This window comes from Bradyrhizobium sp. Ghvi, assembly GCF_900115265.1.
GTDB lineage: Bacteria > Pseudomonadota > Alphaproteobacteria > Rhizobiales > Xanthobacteraceae > Bradyrhizobium.
On record NZ_FOVU01000005.1, the window covers coordinates 745,237 to 768,281 of the forward strand.

General features: G+C 63.3%; 22 protein-coding genes and 1 pseudogene. 17 read left to right on the top strand and 6 right to left on the bottom strand.

Going from position 1 to position 23,045, the window contains the following annotated elements:
* The first annotated feature begins 130 nt into the window (after nucleotides 1-130).
* On the top strand, nucleotides 131-1,246 hold the full coding sequence (gene ald, locus BM374_RS22655) for an alanine dehydrogenase (protein ID WP_092296699.1): 1,116 nt from the start codon (nucleotides 131-133) through the stop codon (nucleotides 1,244-1,246).
* A gap of 11 nt (nucleotides 1,247-1,257) precedes the next feature.
* On the opposite strand, the pseudogene BM374_RS40290 reads toward ald, so the two are convergent.
* Nucleotides 1,258-1,764 (bottom strand): annotated as a pseudogene (locus tag BM374_RS40290) (flavin-containing monooxygenase); the annotation flags it as partial.
* A gap of 163 nt (nucleotides 1,765-1,927) precedes the next feature.
* Between BM374_RS40290 and BM374_RS38690 the strand changes: the two are divergent.
* Nucleotides 1,928-2,146 (top strand): hypothetical protein, encoded by a 219-nt coding sequence (locus tag BM374_RS38690; protein WP_177248465.1) that lies wholly within the window; start codon nucleotides 1,928-1,930, stop codon nucleotides 2,144-2,146.
* A gap of 131 nt (nucleotides 2,147-2,277) precedes the next feature.
* Entirely contained in the window at nucleotides 2,278-3,336 is a 1,059-nt protein-coding gene (locus tag BM374_RS22670) for a YeiH family protein (protein WP_092296702.1), read from the top strand.
* Nucleotides 3,337-3,399: 63 nt separating this feature from the next.
* Here the strand turns inward: BM374_RS22670 and BM374_RS22675 are convergent, their stop codons facing one another.
* From BM374_RS22675 to BM374_RS22695, 5 genes are all read right to left on the bottom strand, one after another.
* A complete protein-coding gene (locus BM374_RS22675) occupies nucleotides 3,400-4,272 on the bottom strand; it encodes an ABC transporter ATP-binding protein (RefSeq protein WP_177248466.1) in 873 nt (290 codons plus the stop codon).
* Nucleotides 4,269-5,183, bottom strand: a complete 915-nt coding sequence (locus BM374_RS22680; protein WP_092296708.1) for an ABC transporter permease — start codon at nucleotides 5,181-5,183, stop codon at nucleotides 4,269-4,271. Before BM374_RS22680 ends, BM374_RS22675 begins: the two co-directional genes overlap by 4 nt.
* Entirely contained in the window at nucleotides 5,180-6,601 is a 1,422-nt protein-coding gene (locus BM374_RS22685) for an ABC transporter substrate-binding protein (RefSeq protein WP_177248467.1), read from the bottom strand. Before BM374_RS22685 ends, BM374_RS22680 begins: the two co-directional genes overlap by 4 nt.
* Nucleotides 6,602-6,781: 180 nt before the next feature.
* A complete protein-coding gene (locus tag BM374_RS22690) occupies nucleotides 6,782-7,555 on the bottom strand; it encodes a Crp/Fnr family transcriptional regulator (protein WP_092296714.1) in 774 nt (257 codons plus the stop codon).
* Between the two features lie 74 nt (nucleotides 7,556-7,629).
* On the bottom strand, nucleotides 7,630-7,935 hold the full coding sequence (locus BM374_RS22695) for a gamma-butyrobetaine hydroxylase-like domain-containing protein (protein ID WP_092296717.1): 306 nt from the start codon (nucleotides 7,933-7,935) through the stop codon (nucleotides 7,630-7,632).
* Between the two features lie 194 nt (nucleotides 7,936-8,129).
* Here BM374_RS22695 and BM374_RS22700 point away from each other — a divergent pair, with 194 nt between their 5' ends.
* From BM374_RS22700 to chvE, 14 genes are all read left to right on the top strand, one after another.
* On the top strand, nucleotides 8,130-8,903 hold the full coding sequence (locus BM374_RS22700; RefSeq protein ID WP_092297019.1) for a ferredoxin--NADP reductase: 774 nt from the start codon (nucleotides 8,130-8,132) through the stop codon (nucleotides 8,901-8,903).
* Nucleotides 8,904-9,006: 103 nt separating this feature from the next.
* On the top strand, nucleotides 9,007-10,749 hold the full coding sequence (locus BM374_RS22705) for a fumarate reductase/succinate dehydrogenase flavoprotein subunit (protein ID WP_092296721.1): 1,743 nt from the start codon (nucleotides 9,007-9,009) through the stop codon (nucleotides 10,747-10,749).
* Nucleotides 10,750-10,780: 31 nt separating this feature from the next.
* Complete coding sequence (locus BM374_RS22710) at nucleotides 10,781-11,014, top strand: 4Fe-4S dicluster domain-containing protein (protein ID WP_008141081.1); 234 nt, start codon at nucleotides 10,781-10,783, stop codon at nucleotides 11,012-11,014.
* Between the two features lie 2 nt (nucleotides 11,015-11,016).
* Complete coding sequence (locus BM374_RS22715; protein ID WP_177248468.1) at nucleotides 11,017-11,994, top strand: HEAT repeat domain-containing protein; 978 nt, start codon at nucleotides 11,017-11,019, stop codon at nucleotides 11,992-11,994.
* Between the two features lie 114 nt (nucleotides 11,995-12,108).
* Nucleotides 12,109-13,281 (top strand): fumarylacetoacetate hydrolase family protein, encoded by a 1,173-nt coding sequence (locus BM374_RS22720; RefSeq protein ID WP_092296727.1) that lies wholly within the window; start codon nucleotides 12,109-12,111, stop codon nucleotides 13,279-13,281.
* A 368-nt stretch (nucleotides 13,282-13,649) separates the two neighbouring features.
* Nucleotides 13,650-14,615, top strand: a complete 966-nt coding sequence (gene ytfQ, locus BM374_RS22725; protein WP_092296730.1) for a galactofuranose ABC transporter, galactofuranose-binding protein YtfQ — start codon at nucleotides 13,650-13,652, stop codon at nucleotides 14,613-14,615.
* 119 nt (nucleotides 14,616-14,734) lie between these two features.
* Nucleotides 14,735-16,276 carry a sugar ABC transporter ATP-binding protein gene (locus BM374_RS22730; RefSeq protein WP_092296733.1) on the top strand — a complete coding sequence of 514 codons (1,542 nt, stop codon included), beginning with the start codon at nucleotides 14,735-14,737 and terminating at the stop codon, nucleotides 16,274-16,276.
* Nucleotides 16,273-17,265, top strand: a complete 993-nt coding sequence (locus BM374_RS22735; protein ID WP_092296736.1) for an ABC transporter permease — start codon at nucleotides 16,273-16,275, stop codon at nucleotides 17,263-17,265. Before BM374_RS22730 ends, BM374_RS22735 begins: the two co-directional genes overlap by 4 nt.
* Complete coding sequence (yjfF, locus tag BM374_RS22740; protein ID WP_092296739.1) at nucleotides 17,262-18,242, top strand: galactofuranose ABC transporter, permease protein YjfF; 981 nt, start codon at nucleotides 17,262-17,264, stop codon at nucleotides 18,240-18,242. The genes BM374_RS22735 and yjfF overlap by 4 nt, the downstream gene beginning before the upstream one ends.
* Entirely contained in the window at nucleotides 18,239-19,009 is a 771-nt protein-coding gene (locus BM374_RS22745) for a FadR/GntR family transcriptional regulator (RefSeq protein ID WP_092296742.1), read from the top strand. Before yjfF ends, BM374_RS22745 begins: the two co-directional genes overlap by 4 nt.
* A gap of 3 nt (nucleotides 19,010-19,012) precedes the next feature.
* Nucleotides 19,013-19,939 (top strand): Gfo/Idh/MocA family protein, encoded by a 927-nt coding sequence (locus tag BM374_RS22750; RefSeq protein WP_092296746.1) that lies wholly within the window; start codon nucleotides 19,013-19,015, stop codon nucleotides 19,937-19,939.
* 2 nt (nucleotides 19,940-19,941) lie between these two features.
* Complete coding sequence (locus BM374_RS22755) at nucleotides 19,942-21,018, top strand: aldose epimerase family protein (RefSeq protein WP_092296749.1); 1,077 nt, start codon at nucleotides 19,942-19,944, stop codon at nucleotides 21,016-21,018.
* Nucleotides 21,018-21,896, top strand: a complete 879-nt coding sequence (locus tag BM374_RS22760) for an SMP-30/gluconolactonase/LRE family protein (RefSeq protein ID WP_177248482.1) — start codon at nucleotides 21,018-21,020, stop codon at nucleotides 21,894-21,896. Before BM374_RS22755 ends, BM374_RS22760 begins: the two co-directional genes overlap by 1 nt.
* Before the next feature lie 74 nt (nucleotides 21,897-21,970).
* Nucleotides 21,971-23,044, top strand: coding sequence for a multiple monosaccharide ABC transporter substrate-binding protein (gene chvE / locus BM374_RS22765; RefSeq protein ID WP_092296755.1), 1,074 nt, complete (start codon nucleotides 21,971-21,973; stop codon nucleotides 23,042-23,044).
* The last annotated feature ends 1 nt before the right edge of the window (nucleotide 23,045 follow it).

Below are 23,045 nucleotides of genomic sequence, written 5' to 3' on the forward strand. Positions count from 1 at the left end.
TCGTTTCCGGCGTTAAAGGGCATTTCCGCGCCCGAAACCGGCGCGGGAAGACCAAAGCTAGCGGATATTTGCACGAAACCAAACTGGCTGCGCCGCTACGATTACAAAAGTGAATCAAGAGGAGCTGAGGATGCGCATCGGTGTGCCCAAGGAGATCAAGGTCCAGGAATATCGCGTCGGGCTCACCCCGGGGGCTGTTCGCGAATATGTCGCAGCCGGGCACCAGGTGACGGTCGAGACCGGCGCCGGCGGCGGCGTCGGCGCCTCCGACGAGGTGTACCAGCGGGCAGGGGCCTCCATTGCCGCGAACGCGCGCGACGTCTTCGCTAAATCCGACATGATCGTGAAGGTGAAGGAGCCGCAGCAGAGCGAATGGGCCCAGCTCCGCGAAAGCCAGATCCTGTTTACTTACCTCCATCTCGCGCCGGACCCTGATCAGGCCAAGGGCCTGCTCGCCTCCGGCTGTACTGCGATCGCTTATGAGACCGTCACCGACGCGGCCGGCCACCTCCCCCTGCTCGCGCCGATGAGCGAAGTCGCCGGCCGCCTCGCCATCGAGGCCGCCGGCGCCGCGCTCAAGCGGTCGGCTGGCGGTCGCGGGCTGCTGCTCGGCGGCGTCCCAGGCGTGCAGCCGGCGCGCGTTGTCGTTCTCGGCGGCGGTGTCGTGGGAACGCAGGCCGCGCGCATGGCCGCGGGCCTCGGTGCCGAAGTCACCTTGATCGACCGCTCAATCCCGCGCTTGCGTGAGCTTGATGATCTCTTCACCGGTCGCGTCCGCACCCGCTTCTCCACAATCGAGTCGGTCGAGGAGGAGGTGTTCGCAGCCGACGTCGTGATCGGCGCCGTGCTGGTGCCGGGCGCGAGTGCGCCGAAGCTCGTCACGCGCGCAATGCTCAAATCGATGCGGCCGGGCGCCGTGCTCGTGGACGTGGCGATCGACCAGGGCGGCTGCTTCGAGACTTCGCATGCGACCACGCATACCGCGCCGACCTACGAGGTCGATGGCGTCGTGCATTATTGCGTCGCCAATATGCCTGGCGCGGTGCCGGTGACGTCGAGCCAGGCGCTGAACAATGCGACGCTGCCGTTCGGCTTGATGCTCGCCAATAAGGGATTTGCGGCGGTGCTGGAAAATCCTCACTTGCGCAACGGGCTGAACGTGCATCGCGGTCGCATCACCAACAAGGCGGTGGCCGAGAGTCTCGGGATGGAGTTCGCGCCGGTCGGGAGTGGGCTCGCGGCGTAGAGCCTTCAGATCTACGCCGTCGTCAGCCGGTACTGCCGCACGTCCGGGTCATGCGTCATCCGCCAGTAGTCGACGAACCGCCACGGCATCGCCGAGAACACGCGGCCGCTGGCGTTGCGGCAATAGGTGCTCATGCCCGGATGGGTCCAGATCATCGCCTCGTGCTCGGCATCGACCTTGCGGACGTCGTCATCCAGCACATCAGGGCGAACGTCGATGGCAACTCGGGTCCTGCCCACGGCGGCAGCGTCATTGTTGGCCCAGGCTCGGCGCAAATTCTTGGCGTCGTGACCGCTGATGTTGAGACGCGCGGCCATCTCGGTGAGCATGAAGCCGGTGGCGACGACGATGATGTCGGCGGGACGGCGCGTGCCGGTAACGATGCCACTTTGGTCGAAATGGTCGATCGTGTCGGTGACAAGCTCGACATGGTCCCGCGTCAGGGTCTTGATTGTCGAGCAAGATGCGCTTGCCGTAAGGCGGATAGGTCGGCCGCATTTTTCGATCAGTCGTCTACGCGGTGTCTCCGGTGCCCCAATAGGGCCGAAGAAGAAAATTATTGCCCCGGGCCCGTCTGACGGAAGGAGTTTCCCCTCCGGAGGACAAAAACGCCAATCGCTTCCATTGCCGTTTGGGTCCGAAACGACGACATTCCTGTCAGGATTTGGTGGATTGACGGCCATGGAACGTACTGGATTTGAGCCCTTCGGCGAGCGGCTGGTGTCCGCAACGGACACCCAGCCGCGGTCGCGTGCCTCAAAGGTCCTGCTGCGGGCCGGTACGGGCCTGTTTTGGTCGCTGGTCGCCGCCATCGTGTTCGCGCGGGCCGCGTTCTTCGAGCCGGGGGTCTATGACAGCTTCAGCCACGTGGCCTCGCTTGCCAAGAACTTGTTCTTCTAAGACCGACTTGCCAGTCTGAAACCGGATTATTCCAGGCCGAGGATCAAACTTCCCTCGGCCCTGATATGTCGAAAACTTATTCCCCAGCGGAAGAGTGCTGCGTATAAATCTTTCTCCTCAGGGAGAGATTTGTGTCGCAGAATCAAGCATCCAGCCCGGCCGACGCCAAGCCCGCCACCGCTGCCAGTCGCGTGGTCGCGCTGATTCCCGGCATCCTCCTCTGTATGGCGGTCGCCGCCGTTTCGGCCCTGCTGGAACGGGCCGAGCTCGGCGTGTTCGAGCATCCCTATATCGAGGCGCTGGTGATGGCGATTCTGCTGGGGATGGCGCTGCGCAGTTTCTGGAGGCCGGCGCCGCGCTGGCAGGCCGGCATCGCCTTCAGCGCCAAGCAGCTGCTTGAAGTTGCGGTCATGCTGCTCGGCGCCTCCATCAGCTTTGCCGCCATCGCGGCCTCGGGCATCGCGCTGCTGGCTTCGATTGCTGCGGTGGTCGTCGTCGCGCTCTGCGTCTCCTTCGGTCTTAGCCGGATGCTTGGGCTGTCGACGCGGTTGTCGATCCTGATTGCCTGTGGCAACTCGATCTGCGGCAATTCGGCGATCGCGGCAGTGGCGCCGATTATCGGCGCCAACAGCGACGAGATCGCTTCCTCGATCTCTTTCACTGCGATTCTCGGCGTGATGATGGTGCTGGGCCTGCCGCTGCTGATCCCGCTGCTGCAGCTCACCGCCACCCAATACGGCATCCTCGCAGGCCTGACCGTTTATGCCGTGCCTCAGGTGCTGGCGGCGACGGTACCGGCAGGCCTGATTTCCACGCAGATCGGCACTCTCGTGAAGCTGATGCGCGTCTTGATGCTCGGGCCCGTCGTCGTCGGCCTGTCTCTCGTCGCCGCGCGCTGGCAGGCGGATACCAAGAAGACCAATATTGGCTTCTTCCGCCTGGTGCCGTGGTTCATCCTCGGCTTTCTCGCGCTTGCGACGTTGCGCTCCCTCGAGATTGTGCCGGCGACCGTGGTGGGGCCGGTGACGAAGATCACGACCTTCCTGACGGTGGTGTCGATGGCCGCGCTTGGCCTCGGCGTCGACGTGCGCGTGCTTGCGAACGTCGGGGGCAGGGTGACAGCGGCGGTAACGCTGTCCCTGATGCTGCTGCTCGGAATCAGCATCGCGCTGGTGCACTGGTTCAAGTGAGGAACGCGGAGCTGCGGCCTCCTCTCTCTCCTCTCCCTTGTAAGGGGAGAAGGGAAGTAAGGATCAGATCACGTCTGCCAGTGAATGCCCATGTAGCTCGATGTTCAATCCCTGCATGCCCATATCGTTGATCTCGCCGCCCATCGCTTTCAGGCTTTCCTCGCGGATCAGCGACATCAACCCACGGCGCAGCGCCAGGAACTCCGACGACATCATCATCGATTGCTGCCGCGGCCGCTCCAGGGGAATCGGAATCTCCGCCTTGATCGAGCCAGGGCGGGCGGTCATGCAGTAGACGCGGTCGGACAGGAAGATCGCTTCGTCAATATCGTGGGTGACGAACAGCACGGAGATCTTCAACCGCTGCCACATGTTGGTGAGGATCTGCTGCATGATGACCCGAGTTTGCGCATCCAGCGCGCCGAAGGGCTCGTCGAGCAACAGAACCTTCGGTCCTGTGGCGAGCGCGCGGACGATGCCGACGCGCTGCTTCATGCCGCCGGAGAGCTTTTCCGGATAATGCTTCTCGAACGCCTCGAGTCCAGCGAGCCCGAGCAGTGTGCGCGCGGCGCGCTCGCGCTGGGAACGCGGCATGCCGCGCATCTTCAGGCCGAACTCCACATTCTCCCGCACGGTCTTCCAGGGAAACAGCGAATATTGCTGGAACACCATGCCGCGTTCGGCGCTGGGGCCGTTCACGCGCTCACCGTCGACGGTGACAATGCCCGTTGTGGGCTTGAGGAATCCAGCGACTGCGTTGAGCAGCGTCGACTTCCCGCAGCCGGAGGGGCCGACGATCGAGACGAACTCGCCGGGGTTCACGTGGATCTGGGTATCCGTGACCGCCTGCACTGGACCTTCGATGCTGTCATAGCTGAGAGAGAAGTTCCTGACCTCGATATGGCCTTTCGATCCGCTCGCCAGAATCTCACTCATCTCGTCGACCTCCACGGCATCACCAGATGTCCCGCGCCCCGGATGAGCACGCTTGATCCGAGCCCGAGCACACCGATCGCGATCATGCCGAGTGCGATGTCGGCATACTGAACCAGCGAATAGGCTTCCCACGTGAAGTAGCCGATGCCGTACTGACCCGAGATCATCTCGGCCGCGATCAGGGAGACCCAGGCGACGCCCATGCCGACGGTGAGGCCGGTGAAGATGTGCGGCAACGAGGCGGGGAAGTAGACCTCCCGGAAGATCGCTCGCTCCCGCGCGCCAAGACATTGCGCAGCGCGCACCAGCACGGGATCGACCAGCGACATGCCGTGCAGCGTGTTGACCAGGATCGGGAAGAACGATCCGAGGAAGGTGATGAAGACGATGCTCTGCTCGTTGGTCGGCCAAAGCATGATCGCCATCGGCACCCAGGCGATCGCCGGGATCGGCCGCAGCACTTCAGCGACCGGGAAGACGACCTCGTGCACCAGCTTGAAGCGTCCCATGACCAGGCCGAGCGGCACCCCGACGATCGCCGCAAGCGAGAAGCCGATGAAGATGCGCCGGCAGCTCAGCACGACGTGCATCAGAAAGTGGGGATCGTGAATCGCCTTGGTGAAGCTCGCATAGACCGCGAGCGGCGAGGGCACATTGGTGAAGCGCACGAAGAACACGACGCGATAGGTCGTGAGCAGGTGCCAGATCAGCAGGAAAGCGAGCAGCGAGATCACGCCGATCGCGGTGGCGCGCAGCCGGCCCTGGTTCAGTCGGTACCAGCGCAGCGCGAGCGTGCCGAATGAGGACGGTGTTGCGGGCGTTGTAGTGGCGGGCGGTGGGACCGCCTCTGGAAGTGCTGCTGTTGCCGGCATGTTGTCCTCGGGATGTCTGACGAGGGCGGGACTGCTCACGTCTTGCCTCCGCTCACGGCGGCCTTCACGGCGTCGTCGAAGCCGAGAACCTTGCCGCTGATCTTGGCGGCATAGGCCTCCGCATCCTTCTTGAGCAGGAACGGTGCGACGTCGCCATTGCCGACTGCGAAGAAGGCCTGGTCCGCGAACAGCTTGATGCCGCGACTGGTGTCGAAGACATAGGCGACGTTGATCTTCTTGCCCTTGGCCTTGTAGTCGGCATAAGCCCCGAGCGTGCAGGCAGCGGAGGAAAACGGCATAATGCCTGTGTCGTCGATCCAGACCTCGCCGGCCTTGCGCGGATCGGTGATCGGCTTCTTGCAGAAGGTGTCTTCGCCTGCGACTTCGTAGTTCTTGGTGCTCGCAAGCTGCGCGTCATAGTCCAGCTTCATCTCGGAATAGGCCTTGCGGATATAGCTGTCGTCGACCCACTTCTTGGGATCGAACTCCTTCATGCGGCCGAGATTCTGCAGCACTTTGACGTCGGCGGTCGCGGCATCGACCAATGCCGGCTTGACGGTCGGATCAGTGGTCATGTTGCCGCCGGGGCCGAGGAAGATGTAGACGACCTCCTTGTTGATGCCGGTCCATTCCTGGATCTTTTCGGCCGCGAGCTTGGGATCCTCGCGCAGCCATTGGTTGGCCGCGATCAGCGCCTTGAAGTAGGCGACGACGACTTCAGGGTATTTCTCGGCAAAATCGGTGCGGACCACGATGCCGTGGAAGGTCGGCAGATTCGTCTCGACGCCGTCGAAGATCTTTCGGGCGAAACCGCGGAATGGCAACAGCTCGGCGAACGGGACGAAGTCGGCATGTGCATCGATCTTCTTCTCCTGGAGATTGGTCGAGCCGACTTCTGGGCTTTGGCTGACGAGCTGGAAGAAGTCGCTCCCATAGCCGCGGTCTTGCATCGCCTTCAGCACCATGCCGTGCGCGGCGGAGCCGAAGGGCACGCTGACGAGCTTGCCCTTGAGATCGGCGAGATCGTAATAGGGCGAGTCCTTGTGAACGACGATGCCGTTGCCGGAGCCTTCGAGGCTGTAGGCAGCGATGCCGATCAGCCGACTCTTGCTTTCGGGGTTACTCTCGAAGGTGAATCCGTTCACGATCAGCGGGTAGTCGCCCATCATGCCGATCTGCAGCTTGTTCGCCATCATCGCGTTGGTGACGGGCGGACCCGACGTAAAGTTCTGCCATTCCAGCTCGAACTTGATGTTGGTGTATTTGCCTGTCGTCGGGAGATATTTTTCGAGGAGATGAAGCTGGCGGATGACGACGCCGGCGGTCACGGTGTTGGTCGTGGTGTCCTGAGTCCCAATGCCGAGCGTGACGGTTTCCGCCGAGGCCGGCTGCGTGATCAGAAGCGCCAGCGACGTCATCGACATCGCGATCGAGAACGTGGGAAGATGGCGGGCCATTCTCATCCTCATTCGGTTGGATGTGCTGTGGTTGCCATGATTGGAGGAGGGCCCGGACAGGGCAAATCCGGAATGACCGCGGTAGTCGATTAGTTGCCGGGAAAAGTTGATTGCATACTCCTTGGGCAGTCCTGCACTATAAAGCCGCTTGCCTGAGCATCGGCCTGGTCGCAAATTCTCTCAGTCGGATGCGTGGCCGCGCATCTCCTCCAGCACGTCGGTCCGGCAGACCACGATTTGCGAGCGCCTCGTCAGGACGATTCCTTTCTCCTGCATCCGCTTCAGGCTGATCGTGACCCATTGCCTGGTGGCGCCGACCATGTGGGCGATGTCGGCATGGGTGAAGGCCGCCGCGATCACGCGCCCGTCGGCGTCCGCGACGCCGTAGAGCTCGACGAGATGCAGGAGCAGATGCGCAAGGCGCTGCGTGATCGAACGCGTTCCGAGCATTTGCGCCAGTGCCGAATAGCATTTGCCCTTGAAGGTCAGGCCTTCAATCAACCCGATTGCAAGATTCGGGATCTCTGCGGCAAGCGATCGCAGCTCCTTTCCGGGCAGGTGCACGACGCTGCAATTGCTGGATGCGACGCCGGACCATTGATGCACGGTGCCTTCGAACACTTCGGGTCCACCGACGAAATTGCCGACATGCCAGTAGGCGAGCGTGATCTCGCGCCCGAGTGGGGAGGTGTAGAACACGCGGATGCGTCCGCTCTCGATCAGCCAGATGCCGTCATGCTTGCCGCCCTGGCTGAACAGCGTCTGGCCACGATTGAGCACTTTCCGCCGGCCCTGCTTCAGCACCAGCTCCCGCTCGCGTGGGGTGAGCTTGTCCATCAGCGGCGGCGGTCCGCCGATCCATTGCTGGTTCTCGGTGAGCAGGAGCGAGGAACCGCCTGCAGACCGGACCACCGGGGGAACGGTCCCGCGAACCACATTCGCCGCCTGCAACATCGTCTGCCTCCAGAACGTTCAAACCGTTCTAAAGAAGAGCAATGTCCGTGCCAGATGCGTGGGCAAACGGGTGCTTACCGCCCCGCCAGGCCCAGCAGATACGGTTTCGGGTAAATTCCCCGGTTGTGTCCATCCGAGAACGAGATGTTCAGGCCATATCCGAGATCACCGATCTCAGTGATAGCGATGCCCGGAAATGCTTCGGGGAAGCGCTCGTCGTAGCGAGCGCGGGTGCAGTGGGCGCATTTGCAGGAGAGGCGAAGTGTTTCGGCGGGAACGCCGAGCGCATCGCCCTCGGTCGTACGGATGAGGAGCGTCGTAAGGTCGGCGCTTGCTTCGTAATCGGCCACGGTCGGTGCAACCAATGCAGTCATGGTCATGACGAACCTCCGACTTCTATCTATGTCGTGGTGGGCGTGCGCGAATAGCAACTAATTGCCGCCACGGGCATGACTACGCGCGTTCAGCTCGATCGCCGCCCGCGAAATGTGAAACTAATCGACCAGGAAACTCACTTCAGAATTGCCGGACTCTCTTCTCTTCGTGACCTTTGCGCTATCGAGAAGGAGAGATGATGAGCGCATTTCAGAAGGAAACGGTCTTGTCGGTCCGGCACTGGACCGAGTCCCTGTTCAGCTTCACCGCGACGCGCGATCCCGGCTTCCGTTTCCAGAATGGTCAGTTCGCTATGATCGGCCTGGAGATCGAGGGCAAGCCGTTGATGCGGGCCTACAGCATGGCTAGCGCCAATCACGAGGAAGCGCTCGAGTTCTTCTCGATCAAGGTGCAGGATGGCCCGCTGACCTCGCGCCTGCAGAAGATCAGGGAAGGCGACGTCATCCTGGTCGGCCGCAAGGCGACAGGCACGCTCATCACCGGTAACCTCATTCCCGGCAGGCGCCTGCTGCTGCTTTCGACCGGCACCGGGCTCGCGCCATTTGCCAGCCTGATCAAGGATCCGGACGTCTACGAAAACTACGAGACCATCGTGCTCGCCCATGGCTGCCGCCAGGTCTCCGAACTCGCCTATGGCGAGCACGTCGTCGACGGCTTGCGCAATCACGAATTCTTTGGCCCCCTGATCCGCGACAAGCTCGTCTATTATCCGACTGTCACCCGCGAGCCTTTCCGCAATCGCGGCCGCATCACCGATTTGATCGCGTCCAATCAGCTGTTCGACGACATCGACCAATCCGGCCTCAATATCGAGACCGACCGCATCATGCTGTGCGGCAGCCCGGCGATGCTCGAGGAACTGCACTCGATGTTTTCCGATCGCGGCTTCGTCGAGGGCAACCATAGCCAGCCCGGCCATTTCGTCATCGAGAAGGCCTTCGTCGAGCGCTGAGGCGCAAATCGCGTACCGGCGACAACTAATTGCTATCGCCGGAAAGTCACCTGAACAAATCTGTTGCAAAGGCGCCGGACATTCGGCGAACCAGGAGCAAGCGATGGCACTAGATCAGATCGTCGACGGACTTTCGGAGGTTTCCTGCGACGTGCTGGTTATCGGCGGCGGCACGGCCGGCCCGATGGCGGCGCTGAAGGCGAAGTTGAAGAACCCGAAGGCCAATGTCGTCCTGCTCGAAAAGGCCAACGTCAAGCGCTCCGGCGCGATCTCGATGGGCATGGACGGGCTGAACAACGCCGTCATTCCCGGCTATGCGACGCCGGAGCAGTACACCAAGGAAATCACCATCGCCAATGACGGCATCGTCGACCAGAAGGCAGTCTATAAATACGCGCAAAACTGCTACTCGATCATCGAGGAGCTCGACAGTTTCGGCATCCGCTTCCTGAAGAACGAGAACGGCGACTATGCCGTCAAGAAGGTGCACCACATCGGCACCTACGTGCTGCCGATGCCGAACGGCGAGACCGTGAAGAAGGCGCTCTATCGTCAGCTCCGCCGCGCCCGAATCCTGATCTCCAACCGCTACATGGCGACGCGGCTGCTCAAATCGTCTGATGGTCGCATTGCCGGCGCGATCTCCGTCAACACCCGCACCGCCGAGATCCTGGTGATCAAGGCCAAGGCCGTGATCCTCTGCATGGGTGCCGCCGGCCGGCTGGGCCTGCCGACGTCCGGCTACATGTTCGGCACCTATGAGAATGCCGCCAATTCGGGCGACGGCTACTCGATGGCCTATCACGCCGGTGCCGCGCTCGCGAACCTCGAATGCTACCAGATCAATCCGCTGATCAAGGATTATAATGGCCCGGCCTGCGCCTATGTTGCCGGTCCCTTCGGTGCCTTCACGGCCAACAACGAAGGCTCCCGCTTCATCGAATGCGACTACTGGTCCGGTCAGATGATGCTGGAGTTCTACAACGAACTGCTGTCAGGCAAAGGCCCGGTGTTCCTGCAGCTCAAGCATCTCCACCCCGACACCATTTCGGAAATCGAATCCACTCTGCACAAGGTCGAGCGGCCCACGCGTGGCCTGTTCCAGCAGGGGCGCGGCGTCGATTACCGCAATGACTCGATCGAGATGCACATTTCCGAGATCGGTTTCTGCTCTGGCCACAGCGCTTCCGGCGTGTTCGTCGACGATAATGCCCGCACCACGGTGCCCGGCCTCTATGCCGCCGGTGACATGGCGAGCGTGCCGCACAATTACATGCTGGGCGCGTTCACCAACGGCTCGGTGGCGGGTGTTGACGCGATGGAATTCGCCAATAGCCACGATTTTGCGGAGTTCGATGCCGCCGACGTCGCGATGGAGCGTGATCGCGTCATGGCGCCGACCAAGCGTGAGGACGGCATCCCGCCGAACCAGGTCGAGTACAAGACCCGCCGCCTCGTCAACGACTACCTCCAGCCGCCGAAGGTCACGCGCAAGTACGAGCTCGGCATGCGGCGTCTCGCCGAGGCACGAGAGGACATGCAGGAGCGCATGATCGCGCGCAACGCGCATGAACTGCTCCGGGCACTCGAAGTGCAATCGATCATGGACTGCGCAGACATGGCTGTGCACGCCTCGCTCTATCGCGAGGAGAGCCGTTGGGGCCTCTATCACTGGCGTACCGATTTCCCGGAGAAGGACAACGAGAACTGGTTCTGCCACACGCTGCTGAGCAAGCAGAACGGCAAGATGACCAGCGAGAAGCGCGCAGTGGAACCTTACGTGGTGCCGATCGCAGACGACGAGAAGGACCTCTACGACAAGCAGCGCATCCGCGCCTCCGCCTGATCCACCGCAACAGAACAACAGGAGACATCAAATGCCTCTCGCGTCCTATCAAACATCAGTTCCGGTGGTCGTCGACGACGCCAAATGCATTGCCGACAAGGGCTGTACTGTCTGCGTCGACGTCTGTCCGCTCGACGTGCTCCGGATCAGCGACATGACTGGCAAAGCCTATATGGCCTATGACGAGTGCTGGTACTGCATGCCCTGTGAGGCCGATTGCCCGACCGGCGCCGTCACCGTCAACATTCCCTATCTATTGAGGTGATCATGTCGAGCCCGTTCGAATCCTACGACGATCTCGAGGACGCCGATGAGCGGCTGCAGGCAGCCGATCCCGCCGAGCGCCGCGTCGCCATCATCGCGCTCGGCCATTCCGGTGATCCCGCCGCGGTGGCGCATCTCGCCAACATGGTCGCCGATCCCGATGCCGGCGTGCGCCAGCAGGTCGCGATGGCCCTTGGCGAGTTCGACGGGCCGGAAGCCGCGAGCGCGCTGGTCAAGCTGCTGGTCGATCCGGAACGGATCGTCGCAGCCGCCGCCGCCGACAGCATGGCCGAGTTCAAGGATCCCGCCTGCGCCGAAATCATCCTGCCACTGGTCAAGCATGCCCATGCCTTCGTCCGCATGGGCGCTCTGCGGGCGCTGAAGGAGTTGCGGTCCAGGGATACGCTGAAGCCGGCGCTGGAAGCGCTGCAGGATACTGATGCCGCGGTGCGCGTGCAGGCGATCGGTGTCATCGGCTTCCTCAAGCTGGAGGAATCCATTCCCGCGCTGACCGCATTGATCAACGATCCCGACGCCCATGTGCGCCGTGCCGCGGTGAGCGCGCTGGCGTTCTCGCAGATGAAGCCCGCAGCCGAGACGATCACACGCGCGCTGAAGGACAGCGACTGGATGGTGCGTGAAATGGCCGCGGAAACGCTGGGCCTCAACGTCAACGGCGCGATCGCGGCGGACCAGCTCATCGCGTGCCTTGCCGACGAATTCTGGCAGGTGCGCCTGAAGGCGATCCGCAGCCTCGGCCGGATGAAGGTCGAGCGCGCGGTGCGCCCGATCGGCAATTGTGTCAATCACGACCAGGCCAATTTGCGAAAGGAAGCGGCGGCAGCCCTCGGCGAGATCGCCCATCCCGACGGCGAGGCGTTCCTGGCTGTGATCGCCGACGATCCCGATCCGGACGTCCGCAAGAATGCACGCTGGGCGCTGCAGCAGATTGCGGCGCGAAAGGCGCGGGCAGGGACATAGCAGCGGCGCATCCTGCCGCGCTGGACTTCCCCGGCCAGACGTTTATTGGTCTTCGCCAATGGGATCGGCGGCTTGCGAAGGTGGCCGGTCGGAAAAACAGCGAGGACGCCTGCCATGACGACTTTGACGGTTAAAGACCTTCTCCCCGAAGACGGAACGAAGGGAACGCTGGTCGGTCGTGTCTGGCTGCCGCAGGCGAACGGTCCTGCCGTCGTCGCCGTGCGCGCCGAGGGCGTCTTCGACGTCACCGCCAAGTTTCCGACCGTCAGTGCGCTCTGCGAGGAGGACAATCCGGCCAAGGCGCTTAACTCGGTGAAGGGCGAGCGCATCGGCGATCTCGAAGCCCTCGTCGCCAATACGGCGCCTGACGGGCGCGATCCGAGTAAGCCCTGGCTGCTCGCACCCGTCGATCTTCAGACCCTGAAGGCCGCCGGCGTCACTTTCGCGATCTCGATGCTGGAACGTGTCATCGAGGAGCGGGCCAAGGGCAATCCAGCCTCGGCCGAAGCGATCCGGAAAGAAGTCACGCGACTGATCGGCGACGATCTGTCGAAGCTCAAGCCGGGTTCGGACCAAGCGATGCATCTGAAGCAGGTGCTGATCGATCAGAACGCCTGGAGCCAGTATCTCGAAGTCGGCATCGGTCCCGATGCCGAGGTCTTCACCAAGGCGCCGACGCTGTCCTCGGTCGGCACCGGCATGGATGCTGGCCTGCATCCGAAGTCGACCTGGAACAATCCGGAGCCGGAACTGGTGCTGTTCGTATCGAGCCGCGGCAAGATCGTCGGCGGCACGCTCGGCAACGACGTCAATTTGCGCGATTTCGAGGGCCGCTCGGCCCTGCTGCTGTCCAAGGCCAAGGACAACAACGCCTCCTGTGCGATCGGCCCGCTGCTGCGCTTATTCGACGACACTTTCACGCTCGACGACGCGCGCAAGCTCGACATCAGCCTGAACGTGAAGGGCACCGACGGCTTTGTGCTCGAAGGCCACTCCTCGATCAGCAAGATCAGCCGCGATCCCACCGATCTCGTCGCGCAGACCATTGGCAAGGTGCATCAATATCCCGACGGCTTCGTACTATTCCTCGGCACGATGTTCGCGCCGGTCAAGGATCGTGACGCCCCGGGGCAGGGCTTCACCCACAAGCGCGACGACATCGTCACCATCGCCGCGCCTCAGCTCGGCAAGCTCGTCAACCGCATGCGCACCAGCGACGAGTGCGAGCCCTGGACCTTCGGCATCGGTGCGCTGATGAAGAACCTCGCGCAGCGGAAGTTGATCTAGTTTCTTCGCTTCTCCGCGAGCCACTTGGTCGAAATCCGCGGCGCGCGCAATGACGGTCAAGAATCGTTGCGAGCCCGCTTGTCATTGTTCGCAAGGATAAGGCCCTCACCTTGCAACAACGAGGGAGGGAGCGATCGCCCACAAAAATTTCTTCACCTCAGCGTTGCACTTGTGGCACAAAATCGCGCGCGGCGTGTAGTTTGCGTAGCGTGCGCGCGCATCCCAATATTCATCTAAATAGTCAAATAATATGACTATACGGAACCGCTCTTCCATGAAATAGTGCCTCCAGCCGCCGCAGAGGCTGGCCTGAGGGTGCCATGCTACCGATTGGTGCCTCAGATAAACATCTTGGGAGAGAACGCCTGATGACCCCTAAAGCCCTTTTTGCGGCCAGCGCCACGGCCGCACTGCTGTTTGCGTTGCCGGCCAGTGCCGCCGAGCTCACCGTCGGCTTTTCGCAGATCGGATCGGAATCCGGCTGGCGCGCGGCCGAAACCTCGGTTTCCAAGCAGGAGGCCGCCAAGCGCAAGGTCAACCTCAAGATCGCCGACGCGCAGCAGAAGCAGGAGAACCAGATCAAGGCGATCCGCTCCTTCATCGCGCAAAATGTCGATGCGATCTTCCTTGCACCCGTCGTCTCGACCGGCTGGGATTCCGTGCTGAAGGAAGCCAAGGAAGCCAAGATCCCGGTCGTGCTGCTCGACCGCGATATCGATCCGTCGGGCAAGGACCTCTATCTCACCGCCGTCACGTCGGACAGCGTGCATGAAGGCGAGGTCGCCGGCGACTGGCTGGCCAAGACCGTCGGCGACAAGGCATGCAACATCGTCGAATTGCAGGGCACCGTCGGCGCCAGCGTCGCCGCCAACCGAAAGAAGGGCTTTGACACCGCCATCGCCAAGCACGCCAATCTGAAGGTGGTGCGCAGCCAGACCGGTGACTTCACCCGCGCCAAGGGCAAGGAAGTGATGGAGAGCTTCATCAAGGCCGAAGGCGGCGGCAAGACGATCTGCGCGGTCTACGCCCACAACGACGACATGATGGTCGGCGCGATACAGGCGATGAAGGAAGCCGGTCTCAAGCCGGGCAAGGACATCCTCACCGTTTCCATCGACGCAGTTCCCGATATCTTCAAGGCGATGGCTGCTGGCGAGGCCAATGCAACGGTCGAGCTGACCCCGAACATGGCGGGCCCGGCACTCGATGCCATCGCGGCCTTCAAGGGCAAGGGCACCGTTCCGCCGAAATGGATCCAGACCGAATCCAAGCTCTATACTGCCGCTGACGATCCGCAGAAGATCTACGATAGCAAGAAGGGCCTCGGTTACTGAGGCGGGCGCCTCGCCGGACTGCTTCCAGCTGTCCGGCGATCCCCTCTTCGAATCCGTTGCGCGAACGAATAGGCTGGGTGTCCGTAGCATGAGCGGGCCCCGGTGGGAGTGACGTCGTCATGGAGAACAGCCTTGATCCTGCTCCGCCCCTGCTGGAGGTGCGCGGGATCAGCAAGAGCTTCGGCGCGGTGCGCGCATTGCAGGAAGTCGATTTCACGCTTCGCGCCGGCGAGATCCATGCGCTGCTCGGCGAGAACGGCGCCGGCAAATCCACGTTGATCAAGGTCGTGACCGGGGTGTTCCCGCGCGACGCCGGCGTTGTCAGGCTCGGCGGCGAGGAGGTCGCGCCGCGCTCGGCCAAGGCGGCGCTGCAGGCCGGCATTGCCACCGTCTACCAGGAGGTCAATCTGCTGCCGAACCTGTCGGTGGCGCAAAATCTGTTTCTCGATCGCCAGCCGATGCGCTTTGGTATCGTGCGCGAAGGCGAGATGCGTCGCCGCGCCAACGCGCTGCTCACGGAGTTCGGTCTCGATATCGATGTCGCCGCGCCGCTTGGCAATTATTCGGTGGCCATCCAGCACGTCACCGCGATCGCCCGCGCGGTGGATCTCTCCGCGCGCGTGCTGATCCTGGACGAGCCGACCGCGAGTCTCGACCGTCATGAGGTCGAGATCCTGTTCGGCATCATGCGCCAGCTTGCCAGGCGCGGCATCGGCATCGTCTTCGTCAGCCATTTCCTCGACCAGGTCTACGAAATCTCCGACCGCATCACCGTGTTGCGCAATGGCCGCCTGGTCGGCGAGCGCGAGACCGCCTCGCTGCCGCGCCTCGAACTGATCCGGATGATGCTCGGCCGTGAGCTGGCGGAGACAACCAGCGCACGGGCTGCGGCGAGCGAGCCCAAAGCGCGCGAGATCTGCGCCAGTTTCGAGAATTACGGCAAGGCCGGTTATGTCGCTCCGTTCAATCTCGAGCTGCGTCACGGCGAGGTCGTCGGCCTCGCTGGCCTGCTCGGCTCGGGCCGCACCGAGACGGCACGGCTGGTGTTCGGTGCCGAGCGCGCCGATGGTGGGCAGGCGAGGGTGGAGGGCACTTCCGTGCGGCTCCAGTCGCCGCGCGACGGTGTGCGCCACGGCTTTGGATATTGCCCGGAGGAGCGCAAGACGGACGGCATCGTTGCCGAGCTCACCGTGCGCGAGAATATCGTGCTCGCGCTTCAGGCCAAGCGTGGGCTGCACAGGCCGCTGTCGCGTCGCGAGCAGGACGAGCTTGCGGCCCGTTACGTCAAGATGCTCGACATCCGCCCGCCCGATCCCGAGCGCCCGGTAGGCCTGCTTTCCGGCGGCAATCAGCAGAAGGTGCTGCTGGCGCGCTGGCTCGCGACTGCGCCGCGGCTTCTCGTGCTGGACGAGCCCACGCGCGGCATCGACGTCGGCGCGCATGCCGAGATCATCCGCCTGATCCGCGAGCTCTGCGACGACGGGCTGGCGCTGCTCGTGATCTCCTCGGAGCTCGACGAGATCGTGACCTATTCCGATCGCGTGATCGTGCTGCGCGATCGCGCCCATGTCGAGGAGCTCGCCGGCGAGGCGATAGACGTTACCAATATTCTCGCGGCCATCGCCGCCGACGGTGCTGCGATGCAAGAGGCGCGGGCATGACAGCGCTATTGCCGCGCCGCGGCCTTGCCCAGATTCTGGCCTTGATCGTCATCCTCGCGGTCGACCGCGTGGTGTCGCCGCAATTCTTCGACCTGCGCCTCCAGGACGGCCGGCTGTTCGGCAGCCTGATCGACGTGCTCAATCGAGGTACGCCGGTGGCGCTGCTCTCGCTCGGCATGGTGCTGGTGATCGCGACGCGCGGCATCGATCTATCCGTGGGAGCGGTGATGGCGATCTGCGGCGCGATCGCCGCAAGCCTCGCCGACAGCCACGGCCTGCCGGTAGTACTGGCGGCGGCGCTTGGCGCGGGCCTCGTCTGCGGATTGTGGAACGGTTTCCTCGTCGCCGTGCTCGGCATGCAGCCGATCGTGGCGACGCTGATCCTGATGGTCGCCGGGCGTGGCATCGCCCAGCTCATCACCGAAGGGCGTATCGTGACCTTCACCTCGCCCGATCTGGTCTGGCTCGGCAACGGGGCCATCCTCGGCGTGCCGGTACCGGTCGCGATTGCGCTCGGCATGCTGATCCTGACAGGTGCGGTGGTGCGCGGCTCGGCACTCGGGCTCCTGATCGAGGCGACCGGCGGCAATGCGCGGGCGAGCGAGCTGGCCGGCGTCGGCACGCGTGCGATGATCCTGGCGGTCTACGTCTGGTGCGGTGTTTGCGCTGCGCTCGCCGGTGTGATCGCCGCGGCCGACATCATGGGTGCGGATGCCAACAATGCCGGCCTCTGGCTCGAGCTCGACGCCATCCTCGCGGTGGTGATCGGTGGCACGTCCTTGTTCGGTGGTCGCTTCAGCCTTATCCTGGCCGTGCTCGGCGCGCTGATCATCCAGACCATGAACACCGGTATTTTGCTGTCTGGCTATCCGCCGGAGTTCAACCTGCTGGTCAAGGCTGTGGTTGTGCTGGCCGTGCTGCTGCTGCAATCGCCGAAACTATCCGGCTTTGCCGGCATCATGGCGCGGCTGCGGAGGACGAAACCATGAAAGGCCTGCCGCCCGTCCTGATCACGGCCATCGTTCTCGTCGCGGGCTTTGCGGCTTGCGCGGTGCAGTTTCCCAACATCGCTTCAACCCGCGTGGTGGGCAACCTTCTCACCGACAACGCTTTTCTCGGCATCGTCGCGACCGGCATGACCTTTGTCATCATCTCCGGCGGCATCGATCTGTCGGTCGGCTCGGTGATAGGCTTCACCACCGTGTTCGTCGCCCTCGCCATCGAGCGCTGGGGCATCCCGCCGCTGGTGGCCTTCGTCGCCGTCCTCGCACTCTCGGCGGCCTTCGGGGCTGCGATGGGCGCGATCATCCACGTGTTCGACCTGCCACCCTTCATCGTGACGCTGGCCGGTATGTTCCTCGCGCGGGGCGCAAGCTTCCTGCTTTCGACGGAATCGGTGCCTATCACCGCGCCTGTTTATTCGACCGTGTCCGACTTCGCGCTGCGCATGCCTGGTGGCGGAAGGCTGACTGCGATTGCGATCATCATGCTTGCGATCGTGATCGGCGGCGTCCTGCTGCTGCGCCTCACCCGGTTCGGCGCGAATGTCTATGCGCTTGGTGGCGGCCGGGCGACCGCCAGCCTGATGGGCGTCGCCGTTGGCAAGATGACCGTGAAGATCTATATGCTGTCGAGCCTGCTCGCGGGGCTCGCCGGCATCGTGTTCTCTTTCTACACCAGCGCCGGCTATTCGCTCTCCGCCGTCGGTGTCGAGCTCGATAGTATCGCGGCCGTCGTGATCGGCGGCACGCTGCTCACGGGCGGGCAGGGCTCTGTGATCGGCACCTTCCTCGGCGTGCTGATTCAGGGCATGATCCAGACCTACATCAATTTCGACGGCACGCTGTCGAGCTGGTGGACCAAGATTGCGACCGGCGTCCTGCTGTTCGCCTTCATCGCCCTGCAGCAAGGGCTGGTCGCGCTGGCGCGAAGGCCGGCGGCGAAACGTGCGGGAGCCGTCTCATGACCTCACGCATTGTCGTGATTCCGACGCGCCGGGCCCATTCCAACCATGCGGAGGTGGCCCGCTCGATCGGCGTCGACATCATTGCAGGCCGCTATGCCGAGGGAGCGCGGCTGCCGGGCGATGCCGAGCTGACCGCGATGTTCGGCGTGTCGCGGCCGGTCTTGCGCGAGAGCGTGAAGACGCTCGTCGCCAAGGGGCTGCTCACCACCAAGGCGCGGGTCGGCACCGTCGTGCGCGAGCGCGCCGCCTGGAACATGTTCGACGCCGATGTCCTGGCCTGGCATCTCGATGCCGGCATCGACAAGCGTTTCCTCAACGATCTCGCCGAGATCCGCCTCGCCGTCGAGCCGCGAGCCGCGGCGCTGGCGGCGGCACAGCGGTCGGAGGAGGATGTCGCCGAGCTTCGCCGCTGCATTGAACGCATGCGGCTCGAGGCTTCCGATTCCGTTGGCTTTGCCGATGCCGATCTTGCGCTCCATGTTGCAGTGGCCCGGGCATCGGGTAATCTGTTCATGCGCTCGATCGGACATGTGATCGAGGCCGCCTTGCGCGCCTCGTTCCTGCTCAGTGCCCCGGTCGAGCCGGAGGACCGCGACACCGTGCTGCTCTGGCATCAGAAGATCGTCGATGCGATTGCTGCCTGCGATGCCGGGACGGCCTCGGAGGCGATGGTCTATGTCATTCACAACGGCATGAGCCGCCACGAGGACACCGTGAGTGAGACGGTCCCCGCCGAGCCGCTGCCGTCGACGAAGAGTGGAGAGTAGAGCGTGACTGAATTTCGCATCGCCATCGTCGGCTTCGGCAAGATCGCGCGCGACCAGCATGTCGGTGCGATTGCCGCGACGCCAGGTGCGATGCTCGCCGCCGTCGCCAGCCGTAACGCGTCGCTGCCGGGCCTGCCGCATTTCGCAACAATCGAGGAGCTGCTGGAGAAGGGACCTGACATCGACGCGGTGTCGCTCTGCACGCCGCCGCAGGTGCGTCGCGCCCAGGCTGCCGCGGCACTCGCCGCCGGCAAGCATGTCATGCTGGAGAAGCCACCCGGCATGGGCGTCGCCGAACTCGATCCACTTGTCGCGATGGCAGCGGATGCAAAGCGCACCCTGTTTGCGACCTGGCATTCGCGTCATGCGCCAGCGGTCGAGCCGGCTCGCGAATGGCTGGCGACGCGCCGGATCAAGGCGGTGCACATCAACTGGAAGGAGGACGTCCGCGTCTGGCATCCCGGCCAGGCTTGGATCTGGGAACCGGGCGGGCTCGGCGTATTCGATCCCGGCATCAACGCGCTCTCGATCCTGACGCGCATCCTGCCCAAGCCGGTATTCGTCACCGCGGCCGAGCTCGCCTTTCCGGCCAATTGCCAATCGCCGATTGCCGCCAACTTGACCTTGACCGATATCGACGGACTGCCGGTGACGGCCGAATTCGACTTCCGCCAAACCGGACCCCAGAGCTGGGATATCGTTGCGGAAACGGATCAGGGCCGGATGACATTGTCCCGTGGCGGCAGGATCATGGAAGTCGACGGTAAGATTGTTGCGGAGGCGCCCGATCACGAATATCGCGAGCTGTACCGGCATTTCGTCAAGCTCGCCGCGACCGGCGCGCGCGATGTCGACCTGGCACCGCTTCGTCTCGTTGCCGACGCTTTCCTGCTCGGCAAGCGCAACATCGTCGAACCGTTCGTGGACTAGGCATGGCCGGCGCAACAATAACAAAAGACGTCTTCGGAACGCTGCCTGACGGACGCGATGTCGAGCGCATCGTGCTGCGCGGAGAGGGCGGCTTCGAGGCCCGCATCATCACCCATGGCGCGGTGATCCAGGCGCTGCTTGCGCCGGATGCCAAGGGCATTTGCGATGACGTTGTGCTCGGCCATGACGCCTTTGCCGGCTATCTTGCCGAACGAAAGTTCTTTGGCGCGACAGTCGGTCGCTATGCCAACCGCATCGCCAACGGGCGATTCTCGCTTGATGGCGAGACCTTCCAGCTTGCCGTCAACAACGGCCCGAATGCATTGCATGGCGGCCTCGACGGTTTCGACCGCAAGCTCTGGGACGTTGCCGAGATCGACGACGGCGCCAGCCCGGCGGTCACGCTGACCTACACGAGCCCGCATGGCGAGGAGAATTATCCCGGCAAGCTCGACGTGCGCCTGACCTATCGCGTCACCGGTCCGGCTGAGCTGTCGCTGACGATGGAAGCGCGGACCGACCGCCCGACCATCGTCAACCTCACCAATCACAGCTTCTTCAATCTGGAAGGTGCGACGTCAGGCACATCCACGCTTGATCACAAGCTGATGGTTGCGGCCGAGCATTTCCTCGCCATCGACCCGACCGCCATTCCGCTGCCGGAGCCGCCGCGCAGCGTGGCCGGCACGCCGTTCGACTTTCGCGAAGCTCGCGCCGTCGGTGCTCGCATCCGTGAGAGCGATCGGCAACTACTTAGCGGCAAGGGCTACGACCACACGTATTGTCTGGCGCGCGACGGCAAGCTCGCGCTCGCCGCCCGGCTGGAGGCGCCGCATTCGGGCCGCATCATGGAGCTGTTCACCGATCAGCCCGGCCTTCAGGTCTATTCCGGCAACTATCTTGACGGCGCGATCTTGGGCAAGGGCGGCAAGCTGATCCGGCAATCGGACGCTATCTGCCTGGAGCCGCACATCTGGCCGAACGCGCCGAACCGGCCGGACTTCCCGAGCCCGCGCCTCGATCCGGGCGGGATCTATCGCCATCACACCGTCTATCGCTTTGCAGTGAGGGCGCCATGATGGAAGACGTGCCGACCTCCATTCTCTCCGCCGAGCACTGTCATCTCGGTGAAGGTCCGACCTATGACGTCGCGACCGACACCGCCTGGTGGTTCGATATTCGGGAGGGACGCCTGTTCGAGGCGCATCTTAGCGAAGGCAGCATCCGGATTCACGCGCTTGGCCGGATGGCGAGCGCGCTTGGACGGATCGATGCGGAGCGCCAGCTCGTCGTCGCGGAGGATGGGTGTTACGTCCGCACTCTCTCAGATGGCGCGATGACCTTGTTCTGCCCGCTCGAAGCGGATAATCCCGCCACGCGCTCCAATGATTGCCGCGTGCATCAATCCGGGACGTTCTGGATCGGCACCATGGGCCGCAAGGCCGAGCGGAGACTTGGAGCGATCTATGCGCTCCACCGCGGCAAGATCTCGACGCTGTTTCCCGGCATCAGCATTCCCAATTCGATCTGCTTCTCGCCGGATGGCGCGACAGGCTATTTTGCCGACACGGCCCGCGCCGTGCTCTATGCGGTGCCACTCAATCCCGCCACCGGCCTGCCGCGCGGTGAGCCCGAGGTGTTGCTGCGTCACACCGGCATTGGCGGGCTCGACGGTTCGGTGTGCGATGCCGACGGGCGGATCTGGAATGCCTGCTGGGGCGCCGGCCGGGTCGATGTCTACAGCCCGCAAGGCGAGCGTCTGCGCTCGCTGCGCGTGCCGGCCAAGCAGGCGAGTTGTCCGGCCTTCGTCGGCCCGGATCTGTCGCGCCTGCTCGTCACCTCTGCCTGGCAGGATATGGACGCTGAGGCGCGAGCCGCCGATCCGCAAGGTGGCTGCACCTTTCTGTTGGAGGCATCCGCACGTGGGCGTGCGGAGCCTGATGTCAAGCTCGCATAGGAGATCCAAAGCCGACCTCTACCTCTCTACTCGACGAAACGTAGAAACTGTCTGACACCCAAAGGGAGTGAAGCATGTTGAAATTAAAGACGACATTTCTGGCATTGGCGCTGGCCGGTGCTGCAACGATGGCCGCAGGCGTTACCGCCTTCGCGCAAAACAAGGGAACCGTCGGCATCGCCATGCCGACAAAATCCTCGGCGCGCTGGATCGCAGACGGCGATAACATGGTGAAGGTGCTGAAGGAGCGCGGCTACAACACCGACCTGCAATATGCCGAGGACGACATTCCGAACCAGCTCTCGCAGGTCGAGAACATGGTGACCAAGGGCGCCAAGGTGCTGGTGATCGCCGCGATCGACGGCACCACGCTGTCCGACGTGCTCAAGCAGGCTAAGGCCAAGGGCGTCACCGTGATTGCCTATGACCGCCTGATCCGCGGCACGCCGAATGTCGACTACTACGCCACCTTCGACAATTTCCAGGTCGGCGTGCTCCAGGCGCAATCGATCGAGAAGGGGCTCGGCCTGAAGGAAGGCAAGGGTCCGTTCAACATCGAGCTGTTCGGCGGCTCGCCCGACGACAACAACGCCTTCTTCTTCTACAACGGTGCGATGTCGGTGCTTCAGCCTTACATCGATAGCAAGAAGCTCGTCGTCGTGTCCGGCCAGACGGGCATGGACAAGGTCGCGACCTTGCGCTGGGACGGCGCTACCGCGCAAGCCCGCATGGACAATCTGCTCAGCGCCTACTACGGCAACAAGAAGATCAATGCCGTGCTGTCGCCCTATGACGGCATTTCGATCGGCATCATCTCCTCGCTGAAGGGCGTCGGCTACGGCAGCCCCGACCAGCCGATGCCGATCATTTCGGGCCAGGATGCGGAGGTTCCCTCGATCAAGGCCATGCTGCGCGGTGACCAGTATTCCACCATTTTCAAGGACACCCGCGATCTCGCCAAGGTGACCGCCGATATGGTTGACGCCGCGCTTGCCGGCAAGGAGGTCACAGTCAATGATACCAAGACCTACGAGAACGGCGCCAAGATCGTGCCGTCCTACCTCCTGAAGCCGGTCGTGGTGTACAAGGACAATTGGGAGAAGGTGCTGGTCGACAGCGGCTATTACAAGAAGTCGCAGTTCCAGTAAG